This is a genomic window from Chitinophaga sp., from assembly GCF_035538455.1.
Classification (GTDB): domain Bacteria; phylum Bacteroidota; class Bacteroidia; order Chitinophagales; family Chitinophagaceae; genus Chitinophaga.
This window is the reverse complement of sequence record NZ_DATLKJ010000113.1, coordinates 63,513-80,552: the sequence shown is the minus strand read 5'-3', so window position 1 is coordinate 80,552 and position 17,040 is coordinate 63,513. Positions and strand designations below refer to the sequence as shown.

At 46.7% G+C, this 17,040-nt stretch carries 21 protein-coding genes and 1 tRNA gene; 20 read left to right on the top strand and 2 right to left on the bottom strand.

Annotated features, from left to right (window positions below; translation table 11 throughout):
- Positions 1-235: 235 nt before the first annotated feature.
- The 6 genes from VM802_RS14225 to VM802_RS14200 all read left to right on the top strand — a co-directional run bounded on the left by VM802_RS14225 (position 236) and on the right by VM802_RS14200 (position 4,176).
- Positions 236-646: a single-stranded DNA-binding protein gene (locus tag VM802_RS14225; RefSeq protein WP_325531558.1), complete on the top strand. Its 411-nt coding sequence runs from the start codon at positions 236-238 to the stop codon at positions 644-646.
- Positions 647-757: 111 nt separating this feature from the next.
- Positions 758-829 (top strand) — tRNA-Met (locus tag VM802_RS14220).
- Positions 830-917: 88 nt separating this feature from the next.
- A complete protein-coding gene (era, locus tag VM802_RS14215) occupies positions 918-1,796 on the top strand; it encodes a GTPase Era (protein ID WP_325531556.1) in 879 nt (292 codons plus the stop codon).
- Positions 1,797-1,822: 26 nt separating this feature from the next.
- Positions 1,823-3,136, top strand: coding sequence for a ribosome biogenesis GTPase Der (gene der, locus VM802_RS14210; RefSeq protein WP_325531555.1), 1,314 nt, complete (start codon positions 1,823-1,825; stop codon positions 3,134-3,136).
- Between the two features lie 13 nt (positions 3,137-3,149).
- Positions 3,150-3,854: a hypothetical protein gene (locus VM802_RS14205; RefSeq protein ID WP_325531554.1), complete on the top strand. Its 705-nt coding sequence runs from the start codon at positions 3,150-3,152 to the stop codon at positions 3,852-3,854.
- A gap of 100 nt (positions 3,855-3,954) precedes the next feature.
- Entirely contained in the window at positions 3,955-4,176 is a 222-nt protein-coding gene (locus VM802_RS14200; protein ID WP_325531552.1) for a hypothetical protein, read from the top strand.
- A gap of 104 nt (positions 4,177-4,280) precedes the next feature.
- On the opposite strand, the gene VM802_RS14195 is transcribed toward VM802_RS14200, so the two are convergent.
- Positions 4,281-5,153 carry a transglutaminase-like domain-containing protein gene (locus tag VM802_RS14195; protein WP_325531551.1) on the bottom strand — a complete coding sequence of 291 codons (873 nt, stop codon included), beginning with the start codon at positions 5,151-5,153 and terminating at the stop codon, positions 4,281-4,283.
- Between the two features lie 41 nt (positions 5,154-5,194).
- The gene (gene topA, locus VM802_RS14190) at positions 5,195-7,549 is read right to left on the bottom strand and encodes a type I DNA topoisomerase (RefSeq protein WP_325531549.1); all 2,355 of its coding nucleotides are present in this window, start codon (positions 7,547-7,549) and stop codon (positions 5,195-5,197) included.
- A 231-nt stretch (positions 7,550-7,780) separates the two neighbouring features.
- Between topA and VM802_RS14185 the strand changes: the two genes are divergently transcribed.
- From VM802_RS14185 to VM802_RS14120, 14 genes are all read left to right on the top strand, one after another.
- A complete protein-coding gene (locus tag VM802_RS14185; protein ID WP_325531547.1) occupies positions 7,781-8,545 on the top strand; it encodes a Rossmann-like and DUF2520 domain-containing protein in 765 nt (254 codons plus the stop codon).
- A 152-nt stretch (positions 8,546-8,697) separates the two neighbouring features.
- The gene (locus VM802_RS14180; protein WP_325531562.1) at positions 8,698-9,219 is read left to right on the top strand and encodes a KdsC family phosphatase; all 522 of its coding nucleotides are present in this window, start codon (positions 8,698-8,700) and stop codon (positions 9,217-9,219) included.
- Between the two features lie 10 nt (positions 9,220-9,229).
- Positions 9,230-10,174 (top strand): geranylgeranylglycerol-phosphate geranylgeranyltransferase, encoded by a 945-nt coding sequence (locus tag VM802_RS14175; protein ID WP_325531560.1) that lies wholly within the window; start codon positions 9,230-9,232, stop codon positions 10,172-10,174.
- Complete coding sequence (locus tag VM802_RS14170; RefSeq protein ID WP_325531545.1) at positions 10,175-10,756, top strand: Maf family protein; 582 nt, start codon at positions 10,175-10,177, stop codon at positions 10,754-10,756.
- Positions 10,757-10,988: 232 nt separating this feature from the next.
- Positions 10,989-13,406, top strand: a complete 2,418-nt coding sequence (locus tag VM802_RS14165; RefSeq protein ID WP_325531543.1) for an outer membrane beta-barrel protein — start codon at positions 10,989-10,991, stop codon at positions 13,404-13,406.
- Between the two features lie 35 nt (positions 13,407-13,441).
- Positions 13,442-13,645: a class I lanthipeptide gene (locus VM802_RS14160; protein ID WP_325531541.1), complete on the top strand. Its 204-nt coding sequence runs from the start codon at positions 13,442-13,444 to the stop codon at positions 13,643-13,645.
- Positions 13,646-13,872: 227 nt separating this feature from the next.
- On the top strand, positions 13,873-14,088 hold the full coding sequence (locus tag VM802_RS14155) for a class I lanthipeptide (protein ID WP_325531539.1): 216 nt from the start codon (positions 13,873-13,875) through the stop codon (positions 14,086-14,088).
- A 101-nt stretch (positions 14,089-14,189) separates the two neighbouring features.
- Entirely contained in the window at positions 14,190-14,384 is a 195-nt protein-coding gene (locus VM802_RS14150) for a class I lanthipeptide (RefSeq protein WP_325531537.1), read from the top strand.
- A gap of 71 nt (positions 14,385-14,455) precedes the next feature.
- The gene (locus tag VM802_RS14145) at positions 14,456-14,647 is read left to right on the top strand and encodes a class I lanthipeptide (protein ID WP_325531535.1); all 192 of its coding nucleotides are present in this window, start codon (positions 14,456-14,458) and stop codon (positions 14,645-14,647) included.
- A 65-nt stretch (positions 14,648-14,712) separates the two neighbouring features.
- Entirely contained in the window at positions 14,713-14,901 is a 189-nt protein-coding gene (locus tag VM802_RS14140; protein WP_325531533.1) for a class I lanthipeptide, read from the top strand.
- Between the two features lie 65 nt (positions 14,902-14,966).
- Complete coding sequence (locus VM802_RS14135) at positions 14,967-15,155, top strand: class I lanthipeptide (RefSeq protein WP_325531531.1); 189 nt, start codon at positions 14,967-14,969, stop codon at positions 15,153-15,155.
- Between the two features lie 33 nt (positions 15,156-15,188).
- Entirely contained in the window at positions 15,189-15,386 is a 198-nt protein-coding gene (locus VM802_RS14130) for a class I lanthipeptide (protein ID WP_325531529.1), read from the top strand.
- Positions 15,387-15,451: 65 nt separating this feature from the next.
- Positions 15,452-15,637, top strand: a complete 186-nt coding sequence (locus tag VM802_RS14125) for a class I lanthipeptide (RefSeq protein ID WP_325531527.1) — start codon at positions 15,452-15,454, stop codon at positions 15,635-15,637.
- 139 nt (positions 15,638-15,776) lie between these two features.
- Positions 15,777-16,991 carry a lanthionine synthetase C family protein gene (locus tag VM802_RS14120; RefSeq protein ID WP_325531526.1) on the top strand — a complete coding sequence of 405 codons (1,215 nt, stop codon included), beginning with the start codon at positions 15,777-15,779 and terminating at the stop codon, positions 16,989-16,991.
- Positions 16,992-17,040 lie beyond the last annotated feature (49 nt).

Sequence of the window (17,040 nt, the reverse complement as noted above, 5' to 3'; positions counted from 1 at the left end):
TTTTTTTCGTTTCCTAACCAGCATTACCTGGTCCAGGTTCATTGGGTGTGATCTCAGCCTGATAGTAAGGCACCCCATGCGGAATATTATGATTGTTATTCCTGGCACAAAGGTATATCTGCGGGGAATAAAAATCACAATTTATTTTCCGGAGGTAGATTTTTTGTTTAAATTCCATGAATACTTCTCTCAATCATCTTTTATAAATTTTTAACCTTTTAAAATTTTATTTCAGATGATCAAACTCCAGTTAATCGGGCATCTTGGCCGGGATGTGGTAAAGAAGGAAGTGAACGGTGTAGTGGTATTCAACTTCCCGGTGGCCGTGAATGAGCGCTTCAAGAATGCGCTGGGTGTATTGCAGGAACGTACTACGTGGGTAGACTGCGCTTTGTGGGACCGGGAAAACCTGGCTCCTTATCTGAATCAGGGCGTGATGGTGTATGTGGAAGGTTCTCCGAGAGTGGAGGCCTATGTGAGCCACAACACGGGTGCGTTGGCAGGGGCATTGAGGTTGCGTGTATCGCATGTGCAGTTACTCAGCCGCAGAGATGAAGAAAAGCGCAGGGCAACCGCTACCGATGTGCCTTCTGTTCCGGAAGCTGAGCCTGTTCAGGAACAGCCCGCTGATGATCTTCCCTTCTGATAGTATTTCTGCGCTTTCCAGTGTGAAAGCCAGCCTTTGGGTTGGCTTTTTTTATTTTTTTTGAAAAAAGTTTGGCTGAGATTTTTAATAGCCCTATCTTTGCACCCTCATTGCGAGGTAGAGCAGAGGTAGCTCGTCGGGCTCATAACCCGAAGGTCAGTGGTTCGAATCCGCTCCTCGCTACAAAAGGAAACAAAGAAGGAGCCGAAGTAATTCGGCTTTTTTTATTTCCGTAAGTTTGAATGGTAAAAGGAAATACAGGGGGTTTGTAATGAGCAATATGCACAAAGCAGGTTTTGTAAATATTTTCGGTAAGCCCAATGCGGGGAAAAGTACGCTGCTGAACGCTATTATCGGCGAGAAGCTGGCTATTATTTCTCCCAAAGTGCAGACGACAAGGCATCGTATCACTGGCGTACTCACGGAGCCGGGATACCAGATCGTGTTTTCTGACACGCCCGGTATTATCGATCCAAAATATAAGCTACACGAGAAAATGATGAGTGTGGTGAAGTCCGCGCTGGAAGATGCAGATGTGGCTTTACTGATTATGGACGCCAAAGACTCGCTGCAGGAAAACCTGGAACTCTTTGACTCCCTGAAGCTGAAAGTGCCCTGCATTCTCATCCTTAATAAAATGGACAATGTGGAGGCTGCGGACATGGCTGAGCTGTTGGAAAAAGCGAAGGCATGGGGCAAAGCCAAAGCGGTGGTGCCTATTTCAGCAAGACAGCAGAAAGGCATCAAAGACCTGCTTGCCGCTATTGTGGCCATGCTGCCGGAAGCAAATCCTTTCTACCCCGATGACACACTAACGGATAAGTCTACACGCTTTTTTGTAGCAGAGATGATCCGTGAAAAGATCTTCCAGTTGTTTGAAGAAGAGATTCCTTATCATACTACAGTAATCGTTACACAGTATCAGGAGAAGGAGACGCTGACTAAGATAACAGCAGAGATTATTGTAACACGCGAAAGCCAGAAGGCGATTATTCTGGGTGAACGCGGCAAATCGATCCGTGAGCTGGGGACACAGGCCCGCCAGGAAATAGAGAAATTCATTGAGCGCAAAGTGTTCCTGGAATTGTTTGTAAAGGTACGTGGTAAGTGGCGCGACAATGATCTCTTTCTTAAAGAATACGGATATTAATCAGGTAATACGAAACAGAAATAAACATGGCTGGATTTACAGTTGCTATAGTGGGCCGCCCGAACGTGGGTAAATCAACGTTGTTCAATCGTTTATTGGAACAGCGCAAGGCTATCGTGGATGATGTGAGCGGCGTAACGCGCGACCGCCAGTACGGCATTGCCGACTGGAATGGCAAGACCTTCAACGTAATTGATACCGGTGGATTTGTGACCGGCAGCGATGATGTGTTTGAACGCGAGATCCGCAAACAGGCGAAGATAGCGATCGATGAAGCCAACGTGGTGATTTTTATGTGCGATGTTTCCACAGGCATTACAGACCTGGATGAAGATGTAGCGGATATATTGCGCCGCACTTCCAAGCCGGTGTACCTTGTGGTGAACAAAGTAGATAACCAGCAACGCCAGCTCGATGCCACTGAATTCTACAGCCTGGGCTTCGAAAAAACATATTTCCTTTCTTCCATGTCCGGCAGTGGTACCGGTGAATTGCTTGATGATGTGGTGATGCATATGACGGACGAAATGGAAGGCGCTTCTGAAACGCCTGATATTCCAAGAATCGCGATCATAGGCCAGCCTAACGTGGGTAAGTCATCCCTGCTCAATGCGCTGGTAGGTACAGAAAGAAATATTGTGTCTGACATTGCGGGTACCACCCGTGATACCATTCACACCAGGTATAATATGTTCCAGAAGGACTTCATGCTTATAGATACCGCTGGTATCAGGCGTAAGCAGAAGGTTACCGAAGATCTGGAGTTTTACTCTGTGATCCGCGCTATCAAAGCGGTGGATGAAGCGGATGTAGTGATGTTGTTGCTGGATGCTGAAAAGGGCATTACCGCACAGGATCTGAGTATCTTCAGCCTCGCGGCCCGTAAAGGGAAAGGCGTGGTGATACTTGTAAACAAATGGGACGTCGTGGAGAAAGCTACCAACACAGCGAGGGACTATGAAAAGGCACTGAAGGAGCGTCTTGCTCCATTTGCGGATGTGCCCATCATCTTTACCTCTGTGACGGAGAAGCAGCGTATTTTCAAAGCGATAGAAGTGGCGCTGGAAGTGTATGAGAACCGCCAGCGCAGAATACAGACCTCAACGCTGAACGATATCATGCTGAAAGCGATTGAGTCATACCATCCGCCGGTAGTGAGAGGTATTCCTATCCGCATTAAGTATGTAACGCAGCTGCCTACGCATACACCTGCTTTTGCATTCTTCTGCAACCTGCCTGATGATGTGAAGCAACCTTACCGTAACTACCTGGAAAATCAGCTCCGCAGCCACTTTAACTTTAGCGGCGTACCGGTTAAGATTTTCTTCAGAAAGAAATAGTAATATAATCTTCATGCAGTATAAAGCACAACTTGAATTACTGCGACAGCAAATCCCCGTTGGTATTAAGCATGGGTTGGCCCTGCTCAATAAGACCAACGGGGATTTTGATAAAGCGCGTGAGCTGTTTGAAGAAGAGATGATCCTGCTCATAATGGACAAAATGCAGGCTCCGCGTAACGAAGCGAAGGATGTCCTGCTTGCCTGCCACTACGATATTGCCCGCACCATCGCCGCTATTGAAGAAAGGCGTTATACCCTCCCTGAACGTATTCTCCGCAAAACAAAGGACAAAGAAGAGGCCCTGGGCCTGATAGCCGTTAATCTCGAAGCGCTTTTGCGGCCTGAAAGAGATTACTGGTTGCTGCTGGACAGGCTTACTGGGTTGCATCCTGCGCAATACTGCCTGCTGGCTGTGCAGGAGTGGCTGAACTATGAAGACTGGGAAGGGCTGGATAGCGCTGTTTACTTCCATACGGGCATCGTGGCGGCGCTTATTGGTCATGAGCTGCAGCTGCCAGAGGTGGCACATGTGATTATAGCCGCAAAGGAACGTATGGAGGCATTGCTGCCTGTTTTCCAGAAGACCGGGGATCATAGTGTGATTGGTGGAGATACGGTGCTGGCGGGTTTAAGAGCGGATTTTAGAGAGGGCAGGGAGCTTATTATCGACCGTCTTTACGCGTATGTGGTGAGTCAAATCCGGCATTTTTCCTGAATAGCGTTGTTTTTTATTAAAAAAACCGGGAAATCTATTTATAAATAAAAATTATTTTAATACCTTTGCGCCGGTTTTAAAAAATAAAACACAAACAAAGATGAAAAAAGTATTTGTATTCGCAATCGCAGCTGGTATGTTCTTCGTAGCTTGTAACGGTGGTAGCACTCCTGCTGCTGATTCTACTGCTACAACTGTAGACACTATGAACGCTGCTCCTGCTGCTCCTGCTGCACCAGTTGATTCAGCTGCTCACGTTGATACTGCTGCTGTTGCTGCTCCTGTTGCTGATTCAGCTGCTCAGGCTCCTGCTGCTAAGTAAGAATTATTAGTTTAATAATATCTTTCTTGCAAGAAATTGAGACGCCTGTCACTTATGTGGCAGGCGTTTTCAATTTTATATCTTTTGTTGTAGTGTCGTTACTGTTATTCCCCGAGGATGCTGGCGAGGTTCATTAGTTCGTCCTGTTTGTAGGCGTCTTTGTCGTCGCGGAAGCATTTAGAGAGTTCTTCCAGGAGGAATTGTATGATTCTTTTGCTGGATTGTGGTTTGAAGTAGGAAGGAACAGGTGGTACAGACACTCTTTTGAGATAGGTGTCTACATCCTGTTGTGTGTATATCTGTCCCTGTATAGGATCGATGAAGAACAGGATGCGCTGGTCTTCCGGTTCTACGGGCTCAGAGAAATCGATGAAGGTATCAAAATAGGCGAGGATAAACTGCCTGGGGATGTTTACGGCATATACTGGCAGGTCCAGCATGGCGCACAGGCTTTGATAGATGATACCGTTGGTAACGGGATTTCCTTTTTTGGATTCTATTACCTGATTGATGAAGAACTGGTTTTTACGCTGGTAGGATACTTCTTCACCTTTTAGTCCGAAGTAGTTATAGATCATGCTGTTGAGGACATTGATCTGTTCGAGCGGGGTGAGGTAGTTATTGAGCTCCAGCCATATATTGCGTTTGATACGTTCTATTTCGGTCATTACCTGGCTGGCCATCAGGTCGGGGAACTGGTATCTGGCAGCAAGGATAGCACCCTGCAGCAGGTCCTGTACATCTGATCGGCTCCACAGGCGCAATGCGGCCTGGAGATCCTGATAGTGCACTCTGTGGATCAGCAGTTCAATCCGCTCCTGTATAGACTCATCCACTGTATTCTCCCACAAGTTTTCCAGGTTGGGGATAATATCCTTTCCGTATAGCAATATTTTATTGGCAACGGTATCGAATACTTCCTGATCCGGGTCATCCAACAGGTGGAACAAAGCGTTTATTTCCTTGTTTTCGTGCATATCATTTATTGAAGCAGGCCATCACAGATCACTGCACGTCCTTATTCAGCTTTTTTCTTCCTGGCAGCGGCTTTCTTTTTCGGAGGGTTTGCCTTGGCCTCTTCGATAATGGCTTTGGCTTCTTCTACGGTAAGATCTGCAGCGCTGTCTATCTTCTCTTTTGGTATTTTATAGTTCTTGAGTCCTTGTTTTATATATGGACCGTATGGACCTTTCAGTACCTGTATTTTTTCTTTTTCAAAAACCTTGATGGTGCGTTCGTCTTTGGCGGTGCGTTTTTCTACGATCAGCGGCGCTATTTCGTCCAGCTCGACGGTGTAGGGGTCCATTTCCTTTTTGAGGGAATAGAATTTTTTGTCGTGCTGTGCGTATGGGCCGAACCTGCCGATGTTGATTACTACGTCTGAATCTTCGAACTGGCCGATGGTGCGGGGCAGTTTAAAGAGTTCCATGGCTTCATCAAGGGAGATGGTTTCGATGCTCTGTGTTGCTTTCAGTTTGGCGAAGCGGGGCTTTTCCTCATCTTCTACGCTGCCGATCTGGATCATTGGGCCGTAGCGTCCCATGCGGGCCACAATGGGCTTGCCGGTGGCGGCGTCTGTGCCCAGGGGGCGTTCACCTTTCACACGTTCGGCATTTTCCAGGGTGTTCTCTACGTCTTTATGGAAAGGGCTATAGAACTCCTTGAGCATTTTATTCCATACTTTTTTACCGCTGGCGATCTCGTCAAATTCTCCTTCTATTTTGGCGGTAAAGCCGTAATCCATTACAGAGTTGAAGTACTGGTTGAGGAAGTCGGTTACTATCATGCCCAGGTCGGTGGGGAATAGTTTGGATTTCTCGGCACCAGTATTTTCGGCTTCTGTCTGTTTGCTGATTTTATCGTTTTTCAGCAACAGGATGCGGTAATCTCTTTTTATGCCTTCCTTGTCGCGCTTTTCTACGTAGTTGCGTTTCTGGATGGTGGTGATAGTGGGCGCATAAGTAGAAGGGCGGCCGATGCCCAGTTCTTCCAGTTTTTTCACCAGGCTGGCTTCAGTGTAGCGTGGTGCGGGGCGGGAGAACCTTTCGGTGGCCTTCATTTCACGGAGGTCGAGGGATTGTTTGACGCTTAGCGGAGGCAGTGAGCCTTCCTGTGTTTCGTCTTCATTAACATCCTCATCGTCCTGGCCCTCCAAATATACTTTAAGGAAACCGTCAAATTTCAGCACTTCTCCGCTGGCGGTCAGTTCTTCCGGGTTGGTGGAGATGCCTATTTTGGCGATGGTTTTTTCCAGTTCAGCGTCTGACATCTGGCTGGCGATGGTACGTTTCCAGATAAGTTCGTACAGTCTGCGGGTATCGCTGTCGTCTACGGTGGCATTTTCCATGTAGGTAGGACGGATAGCTTCGTGCGCTTCCTGTGCTGACTCGTTTTTATTTTTGAACTTGCGATGCTGATGATAGCGGTCGCCATAGCTCTTTTTGATTGCTTTTTCGATTTCTGCTACTGCGGTATCCGATAGGTTTACGGAGTCGGTACGCATGTAGGTGATATTACCGCTTTCGTACAGTTTCTGCGCCAGCAGCATGGTTTTGGAAACGCTGTAGCCGAGTTTACGGCTGGCTTCCTGCTGTAGCGTGGAGGTGGTGAAAGGGGCTGCGGGCGATTTCTTTCCGGGCTTTACCTGTATGTCTTTAACTGTGTAAGCGGCGCCAACGCATTGCTGGAGGAACTTTTCAGCGTCTTCAGCGGTTTTGAATTTATTAGGTCCTTCTGCTTTGAAGGAGATGCTTTTACCATTTATGTCTTTACCGGTGAACCAGGCTTCCACTTTGAAAGTGCTCACGGCGGTAAAGGTGTTGATTTCTCTTTCTCTTTCTACGATGAGCCTTACTGCTACGGATTGTACACGGCCGGCAGAGAGCGAGTTACGCATGCTCATTTTGCGCCACAGTACGGGCGACAGTTCAAAGCCTACGATTCTGTCGAGGATACGGCGTGCCTGTTGTGCGTTTACGCGGTCCATATCCAGTTTGCGGGGATGTTGTACAGCGTTTTCTATGGCAGGTTTGGTAATCTCGTGAAATACAATCCTTTTGGTACTTTTGGGATCGAGGCCCAAAACTTCGCACAAATGCCATGAAATAGCCTCTCCTTCACGGTCCTCATCCGTTGCGAGCCATACTTCCTCAGTATCTTTTGCCAGCTTCTTCAGGTCCTTGACAATCTTTTCTTTATCTTCCGGTATTACATATTTAGGCTTGAAGTTATTTTCAATGTCTATCCCCATATCGTCCTTTTCCAGGTCACGGATGTGGCCGAAGCAGGACTTCACCTCGAAGTCCGTACCCAGAATTTTTTCAATGGTCTTGGCTTTTGCCGGGGACTCAACTATAACTAAATTTTTTGCCATGTACGCTTCTTTAATGCTGCTAAATACGCAAAATTTCGTAAACTATTTACAAATAGGATTTCTGCAAGTATATAAAATAATATCAAACTACCCTCGAAAATAAAAAATAAGGGATTGTCTTTACGTTAATTAAGAAAGCCGGTTGGATCAAAAAACAGGGGGCCGGTTAAACTCCGTATATTGGGGCGCGGATATGTAACAGAATGGGAAACCTTTTAAAAAATAACCATAATGGATATAGTAATAGTAGGCACTGGTAATGTTGCACATTGTTTCGGACAACTTTTAAAGATGCATGGTCACCAGATCAAACAGGTGGTAAGCCGCAATAAGGAGCATGCACGAGAGCTGGGAGAGATGCTGCATGCACCGTTTACAGATGATATACTGGATATTAATATGGAGGCGGATGTATATCTGCTGGCAGTCAGCGATGCCGCTATTCCGGAGCTGGACGATCAGCTGAGGCTGGGTAAGCGTATTGTGGCCCATACGGCCGGCGCGGTGCCGATGAGCGCTATTTCCCGCATATCTACCAACACGGGGGTGATATACCCGTTGCAGTCTATCCGCAAAGAGATCAAGACGTATCCGCCCATACCGGTGATGCTGGAGGCGGCGAACGATGATGTATTGCGTCGTCTGCAGCCGCTGGCGCAGAGCATTGCGTCCCGGATCGAGATTACTGACTCGGCGCAGCGCCTGCGTTATCACCTCACGGCCGTGCTGTGCAACAATTTCACCAATCATCTCATTGTGCAGGCGAAAGCATACTGTGAAAAGCATGGTCTTGACTTCACCCTGCTGCAGCCTATTATCCATGAGACTTTTGAGCGTCTGGAGAAATATGCTCCTGAATCTGTGCAGACCGGGCCGGCGCTCCGTCAGGATGAAGCTACGATGAACAAACATCTTGAACTGCTGGCCAACGAGGAATACCTGCAGCTGGTGTATCGTGTAATGTCGGACAGCATTTACCAGTTTCATAATAAATAGATTTATTTATTTGTTTATGTGGTTATTTGTTTATTTGAAGTGCAGCGAAGATTAAAATTGTTGAATTATTTCCTGCTCACAGTGGCATCTCACATAAACAAATAACCACGTAAACAAATAGGCACATAAAAAAATCCCTATTTTTGACACCTATGAACGTTTTATCGCTTTTTAAACCCATTACCACTTTTGTTTTAGACGTGGACGGCGTGCTTACAGACGGAACCCTGCAATTATTGCCGGGCGGCGAAATGTCGCGCAGGATGAATATTAAGGATGGCTATGCATTACAGCTCGCGGTAAAAAAAGGATACCGTGTAGCGATTATCTCCGGGGGAAAATCTGAGAGTGTGGTTAGCAGGCTGCAGGGACTTGGCATTAAAGACATATATGTAGGTGTGCAGGATAAAAAGGAAAGGCTGCAGGATTATGTGTTTGAAAATGATCTCCGCTGGGATGAAATCCTGTTTATGGGGGATGACATCCCTGATTATCAGGCTATGCAGCTGGTGGGATTGCCGGTATGCCCCGCTGATGCCGCCGCAGAGATTAAAAGTATTTCCAGGTATATTTCACCAGTAGGCGGCGGGCAGGGTTGTGTTCGTGAGGTAATGGAGAAAGTACTGAAACTGAATGGCCATTGGCTGATGGACGAAGGAATAGCATCGAAATAATAAAAAAAGAATTATGAAGCTCTGGGCAGCATTTTTAAAACTGATCAGGTACCCCAACCTCATATATATAGCCCTCACCCAGTTTCTGTTGCAGTATTGCGTGGTAGCGCCGGTATTGCACAACTCAGGTGAAGAACCCTCGCTCACGGTGCCGCAGTTTATCCTGCTCAGTCTTTCTACTGTGTTGGTGGCTGCTGCGGGGTATATCATCAACGACTACTTTGACATCAACATTGATATTGTCAATAAGCCGGATAAAATGGTGCTGGACAAGATTATCAGTCGCCGTTGGGCGATGGCGTGGCACACCATTTTCAACATGCTGGGGGTGACGCTTGGTTTCCTCGTAGCATGGAAGACCGGCCAGATATATCTTGGCCTTACGCAAGTGATATGTTCGCTGCTGCTGTGGTTTTATTCCACCTCGTTTAAAAGGCAGGTACTGATCGGGAATGTGGTCATTTCCATACTGACGGCCCTTTCCGTGGTAGTAGTGGGTTTTTACGAGAAGCAGATTTATGAAAGTTTTGATGCGATCATGTCGGACACAGGCCGCAAGCTTATTCAGATCATTGGTGTATATGCGTTGTTTGCTTTTGTCATTTCGATGGTGCGTGAGATTGTGAAAGACCTGGAAGATATGATGGGCGACAGTAAAGACGGCTGCCGTACTATTCCAATTGTATGGGGCGTGTTGCCGGCCAAGCGGTTGAGTAATGTACTGTTGCTGGCTTTGCAGGTAACTATTGTGCTGGTGGAGATCCGTGTATGGCTACTGGGTTGGTACATTGCGATCGGATACCTGCTGTTGTTTGTACAGGCGCCCTGTGCTTATATTTATCTGCAACTCAAAAAGGCCCATCTGCCGGAACACTACCATAAAGTAAGCTCGCTGGTGAAGCTGGTGATGCTTACCGGTATCTTATCTATGTTATTCTTTAAACTTTATCTATAGATGTATCAAGGAGCGCCCGTGATACTGGCTTCGCAGTCGCCGCGCAGGAAGCAGCTGCTGGAGCAGGCCGGTATTCCGTTTGAAGTAAGGGTGGTAGAAACCGCAGAAACATTTCCACCGGACATGCCTACACAGGATGTGCCTGTGCATATAGCCCGTCAGAAAGCGGTGGCCGTAAGCGCTATGTGCAAACCTGAGGAGGTGGTGATTGCTGCCGATACCGTAGTGGTGATAGACAATGACATCATCGGAAAACCCAAAGACCGTGAAGACGCCATCAGCATACTTTCCAGGCTGAGCGGAAGAGAGCATAAAGTGATTACCGGCGTGGTATTGCAACATGATCACCAGGAAAGAGTGTTCTCCAAGACCACCAGTGTGCACTTCAAGCTGCTGACCCAGGAACAGATCAGTTATTATGTAGATAATTACCGGCCGTATGATAAGGCGGGCGCCTATGCTATACAGGAGTGGATCGGAGCAGTAGGCATAGATAGCATCAACGGCTGCTTCTATAATGTGATGGGGCTACCGGTAAGTAAGGTGATAGAAGAACTCGAAAAGCTCGAAAAACTCTCATAAATCATTGCTGCTGCGGCGTTGCATGACGAACCGCAGTAAACAGCTGACCAAACGGAGGCATCCTGATAAGCAGGGTGCCTCCGTTGCTTTATGGTGGCCTCTTCTCCAATAATTTCCCCCAGCAGTTCTGCCCGGTTTGGTCCGCATAATGCGGTGGTTGGTGTAACAGTTTTCAACACGCGTTTCAGGAGCTCTAAGTTTGTATCAACAACAACGAACAAAACAGAACTGTATGAAACGATTTATAACAAACGCTTTGGTACTGGTTGCTGTAGGAATAAGTACCTCGGAAATAAAAGCGCAGTCCGCACCCGGCAACATTACCGGCCAGGTGAAAGATGACCTCAGCGGACAGGGACTGCCTAATGCCAGCATCGTACTGAAACGCGCAGGTGACGGCAAACTGGTGAACACCCTTACCGACACCAAAGGCACCTTCAGATTCGACAATCTCCAGGACGGCCTCTATACACTCACCATAGATTATATAGGTTACAAATCTTACCGGAAGGACAGCGTATTGATCAGCCAGGGTACAGCCTCTACAGACAAGCTGCCTGTTTCTTTGGTACTGGACCAGAAAAGCCTGAAAGGGGTAACTGTAAAAGCGGCCAGACCATATATAGTAATGAAGAGCGACCGTGTGGTGGTGAATGTAGCTGAAAGCCCGGTAGCAGCAGGGGGAGATGCCCTGCAGGTTTTATCCCGCGCACCCGGTGTAACTGATGACGGCGGTCTGCAACTGAGAGGCAAGAAAGTGGTGGTGCTGGTAGACGGTAAAGACAGCCGGCTCTCAGGAGATGAACTGAAAGAATGGCTCAGTGCAATGCCGGGTAACAGTATAGACAGGATAGAGCTGGTTACTAACCCTGGTGCAAAGTATGATGCAAGAGGTGGCGCCGTTATCAATATCATCACGGCCAAGAACAAGAACTTCGGGACCAATGGGACTGTCACCGTCGGCACAGGATTCGGGGTCTATCCGAGGTATAACGGTGGAATAAGTCTGAATCACCGTAGCCGCAAACTCAATTTGTTCGGTAGTTACGACTACCAGTATAGTAAGCAGTACGCTGATCTCTATTCTGACAGAACGCTGGACAAAGACAACAGCATCTTTGAGAACACCAATGAAACACGAACCAGGAACAGTCATGCCCTCAAGATCGGCGCGGACTACGATATAAACAAGCGCAATACACTCGGCCTGCTTGTGAAAGGAACGCTTAACTACCGCGACAGAGCAGCATTCAACAGGTCGGTGCAGGACAACCTCAATAATCCGCAGGACCCTTATTCCACAGTCAGCACCGATGGCCGCATGCGGGTATGGAACCCATCCGTGAACCTGTATTATAAATCAATACTCGATTCCACGGGCAGGCAGCTGACGGTAAATGCAGACTACTTCAGTTACCAGAAAACCTGGAAGGATGATTTTACCACCCGGTTCTATGACCAGGAAGGACAGGAACAACATCCGGCCTATGTATTGAGAGATAATTCTCCTGCCAATAATACGATTGCTTCTGTGGCTGCGGATTATAGCCAGCCGGTGAAGAAAGGGTCGTTGGAAGCTGGTGTCAAGGCTACTTTCACAAGAACGGATAACGATGTGTTGTGGGAACAGCTTACCGGTAAATACTGGGAAACGGATAAAGGCAAGACTAACCACTTTATATATAAGGAGAACATTTTTGCAGCCTATGCCAACTATAGCAGGAGTATCGGAAAGGTGAGTATGCAGCTGGGACTACGGGCAGAGCAGACCGCAACAGAAGGCAACTCGGTTACCTACCAGCAAGTTACGAAGCGCGATTACCTGAATATCTTTCCCAGTGTGGCGCTTATGTATGAGCACAGTGCAAAGCACCAGTTCGGGATCAGCTACCGGCAGAGCATTGACCGCTTCAGTTTTGATGTAGTGAATCCTTTTGTGAGATACATCAGCCAGTACTTCTACTACCAGGGCAATCCCTATATCAAGCCATCCGTGGGGCATAATGTGGAGGTGAATTACAGCTACAATGATGAACTGATGGCATCTGTAGGTTATCAGCACTATAATGACGCGCTGGCCTCTGTGTACCAAAAAGACAGCAATAATGTGGTGACAGGTACGGATGTGAACCTGAAGAGCGGAGACGCCATCACGGCAACACTCACCCACAGTAAGGCCTATTTCAACGGCCTATGGATCTCCACCAACACGGCTATGCTCATGTATGCGAAGTATAATGAACCGGGGGCAGGGCAGCTGAGTAATGCAGGAACTAACGTGTATGTCAATACGAATAATATGTTCAAACTGCCGGGAGGCTTCAGTGCAGAGTTATCAGGCACCTATATTTCACCGATGGTGTTTGGCGTATACCGGTTCAGGCCACAATATTACGTGGATGCGGGTATTTCGAAGAGCATCCTGAATAAAACCGGCAAGCTGACACTGAATGTGACAGATATATTCAACACCAGGGCGAGGCAGTATGACATCTCATCCTTCGGAGTGCAATCGTACTACAGTATAAAAGAGGAATCAAGGTTTGTGAAGCTCATATTCAGTTACCGGTTTGGTAATCAGCAGGTAAAATCTGCTAAGGTCCGTAAAGCTGCTATAGAAAAGGAACAGCGCAGGATGGAAAGCAATTGAGTCATCATTTTATCAACCAATAAATCCACTTTTTTATGAAAAAAGAAATCGAAGTAAGTAAGAACAAATTATCACTCGCCAAGGAAAAAGTAGTGATACTGTCTGATGAATTTGCGAGCGGCGTACAGGGAGGGGTAGAGCAGCAGGCTATTACAACGAAGAAAAGTACCAATTACGACTTCACCTGTACTCTTTGTACCACATTACTGCCTCCTCCTGAGGATTCAATTGAGGCCTAATAAAAAGGCCCATCCTCGAAAAGATGGGCCGAAAAACAACTAAAATCTATAATTGAATTATTTCTTTCGTAATTAAAAATAAGAATTTTTTACCAGAATCCAAAAAACATTTGTGAAACAAGTAGGTGAATGGGCGCCTTCCCAGGCCGGCCGGATAAAGCAACACTGTACCTGCGATGGTCAGGCTTCCGGGCCACTACTTTTCAAAATTTAAAAAATCAAAAAAAATGAAAAAGCAAGTACCCGAACAGCATTCAAAACTGACACTTAATAAACAAAGAGTTGTCCGCCTGTCAGCATTCGAAATGAGCAATATCATCGCCGGCGAAGAAGAGCTAACTACTCATCTGCCCGCCACCAGCAGGATAAGCATTGAACTGGAGCTTACCGGCTGCCTGTACACAAATGCAGGAACACTGGATCCCCAGAGATCCATCTGGTAGGAAATTCCACCGCACTATACCCTTTCCTTTTTATCAACCAGGATCTGATTTAAGCCAGATAATCAACAACTATTTATTCATCACTTAAAAACCCATCAAATATGTCTCAACCAAAAGCAACAGACAGCAAGCTGTCCTTCAACAAAGAAAAAGTCGCTAACCTCTCTACAGAAGAACTGAATACAGTAGAAGGCGGTGCAGCGGTAAGAAGCAACAACAGCACCCGCGCAGATTTTACCTGCTGCATGTGTACAACACTTGTAGTTGAAGAACCAGGCGAAGGTCTCGAAGCCTAACCTTCATCTTCACACATGTTTATTATTTTTTTCAACAAACATTTTTTCAAACAGCTAAAACCTTACAGAACATGTCACAACCAAAATCAGACAGCAAACTGTCATTCAACAAAGAAAAAGTCGCTAATCTCTCTACAGAAGAACTGAACACAGTAGAAGGTGGTGCAGCGGTAAGAAGTAACAACAGCACCCGCGCAGACTTTACCTGCTGCATGTGTACAACACTTGTAGTTGAAGAACCAGGCGAAGGGCTCGAAGCTTAATCGTCGTCAATACTCCATTATTTCTTTCCATAATTATTTTTTCAAACAACTAAAATCGTAACAAGATGTCAAACAAATTATCCTTCAACAAAGAGAAAATCGCTAACCTCTCTACAGAAGATCTGAACACCGTACAGGGCGGTATTGAAGCTCCTGTAGAAGGCGGCAGAAGCCAGAATAGCACCCGCGCAGATTTCACCTGCTGCATGTGTACTACACTGATTGCTGAGCCAACTGATAGCGCTGAAGCTTAATCGTCGTCAATACTCCATTATTTCTTTCCATAATTATTTTTTCAAACAACTAAAATCGTAACAAGATGTCAAACAAATTATCATTTAACAAAGAAAAAATCGCTAACCTCTCTACAGAAGATCTGGATGGCGTACAGGGCGGTATCGGAAAACTGCCTGTAGAAGGCGGCAGAAGCCAGAATAGCACCCGCGCAGATTTTACCTGTTGCATGTGTACTACACTGGTTGCTCCTGAAGAAGGTGTTGAAGCTTAATCCGTCGTTTTTAATCAATCTATAATTGTAAAGATGAAACAACCAATAACAGATAAGAAGTTGTCTTTCAGCAAAGAGAAGATCGCTAATCTTTCCGCCGATGACCTGAATACGGTGCAGGGCGGACTGGAGGCAACAAGTCCGGGGACAAGCAGGTTTAACAGCTCCCGCTATGATTTCACCTGCTGCCTGTGTACCACCATCGCTCCTGAAGAGAGTCTGGAAGGATAAGCACTGTTTTCACTAATTGTTTTCATCATCATTTTTTTCAAAAAACAACTAAAATCCTGAAAGATATGGAACCTAAGAAAACAAACAGCAAGCTGTCATTCAACAAAGAAAAGATCGCGAATCTTTCTGCCGATGATCTGAACACTGTACAGGGCGGTATTGAAGCTCCTGTAGAAGGTGGCAGAAGCCAGAACAGTACCCGCGCAGACTTCACCTGTTGCATGTGCACCACTTTGCTGGCTGAGGCTTAATCATAACCAATGCCGGGCAGCTCCCTATAACAGCGCGGGGCTCCCTTCTCCGGAGCCCTGGCGCAACTGCCCGGTTTATGATTTACACTTTCTTATGTTCATACTTCACAGATTTTTTCACTTCATTAATTCACAACCAATGGGAACACTGGTAGCAGCAGGGCAAAGACTGGCCTTGCTTGAAAAGGACCTTTTTGAAAGCTATGCGGACAATGCTTCCATCTCTCTGATGACAGGCAACGGTGGACTGCCGCTTCTGTACTACAACCTGTACAAGGCTACAGGCCTGGAAGAGTATCGCGACAAAGCAGGACTGGTACTGGAACATATTATCGACAGGATCATGAGCGGTATCACTTCCTATACCTACTGCGAAGGTCTGGCGGGTATTGCAGCACTGTTTGCCTATTTACGTGAGAAAGAATTCGTAAACGACAGTATAGACAGTTTTGTATCGCAATGCGATGATGTACTGTACCGCACGTTCTTTCAGCTGAGTGAGAAGCAGGAAATGGATTACCTGCATGGCGCTTTAGGCATTGCCGTATATCTGCTGCATCGCTTCAGAACAGGCCATATCAGCAGGGAAAAGTTAGACCTGGTGGCACATGCAGTAGTACTGCAATTGAACAATACCACGACCGGCGGCGCTGTGCACAATGAATATGTGCCTGGTACTCCTGATGCAGCTGATACACGCTACATTAACTGTGGTATGGCGCATGGACTGGTTTCTTCTGTTATTTTTCTTGCGGGATACTGTGAGGTAACCAGCGATGAAACAGAAGCCCGCAATGCCATTAAAAAGGCTACTGACGTGCTGTTGAGCTTCCGATCTCCTGCCAGTAATAATGCAGAATCTGTGTTCCCCTCCATCGTGAAACTCAGCGACGGAGCATTTGATACTACTTACAAAATACCATTGGGATGGTGCTATGGAGATACTGTTGTATCGATAGGATTGCATTATGCCGCCCATGTGCTGGAAGATGATAAGCTCGCTTCCTATGCGCGCAGCCTGGCATTGCAGACCACCCAACGCGCCACCAGGAAGGAGGCAATCATTTATGATGCCTGCTTCTGTCACGGTACCACCGGCCTTTCACACATTTACAAAAAATGGTACGCTATCACGGGTATACCTGAGTTCAGGGACAGTTATGAACACTGGATCAGAGAGACGCTTGATCTTACCAAATTCCCCGCAGGAGTGGGCGGTTACCTCAAGTTTGAAGGAGGCTCCTACGAAGCCCAGTACGGCTTGCTGGATGGGGCTTGCGGTGTAGCAATGGTGCTCACCGATTATGTGTACAGAGGCACTGAAGACTGGGACCGCTTCTTCCTGTTATCTTAAAAAATAAAGATTGGTATATACAATAACTCATTTAGTGTAATAGAAATTT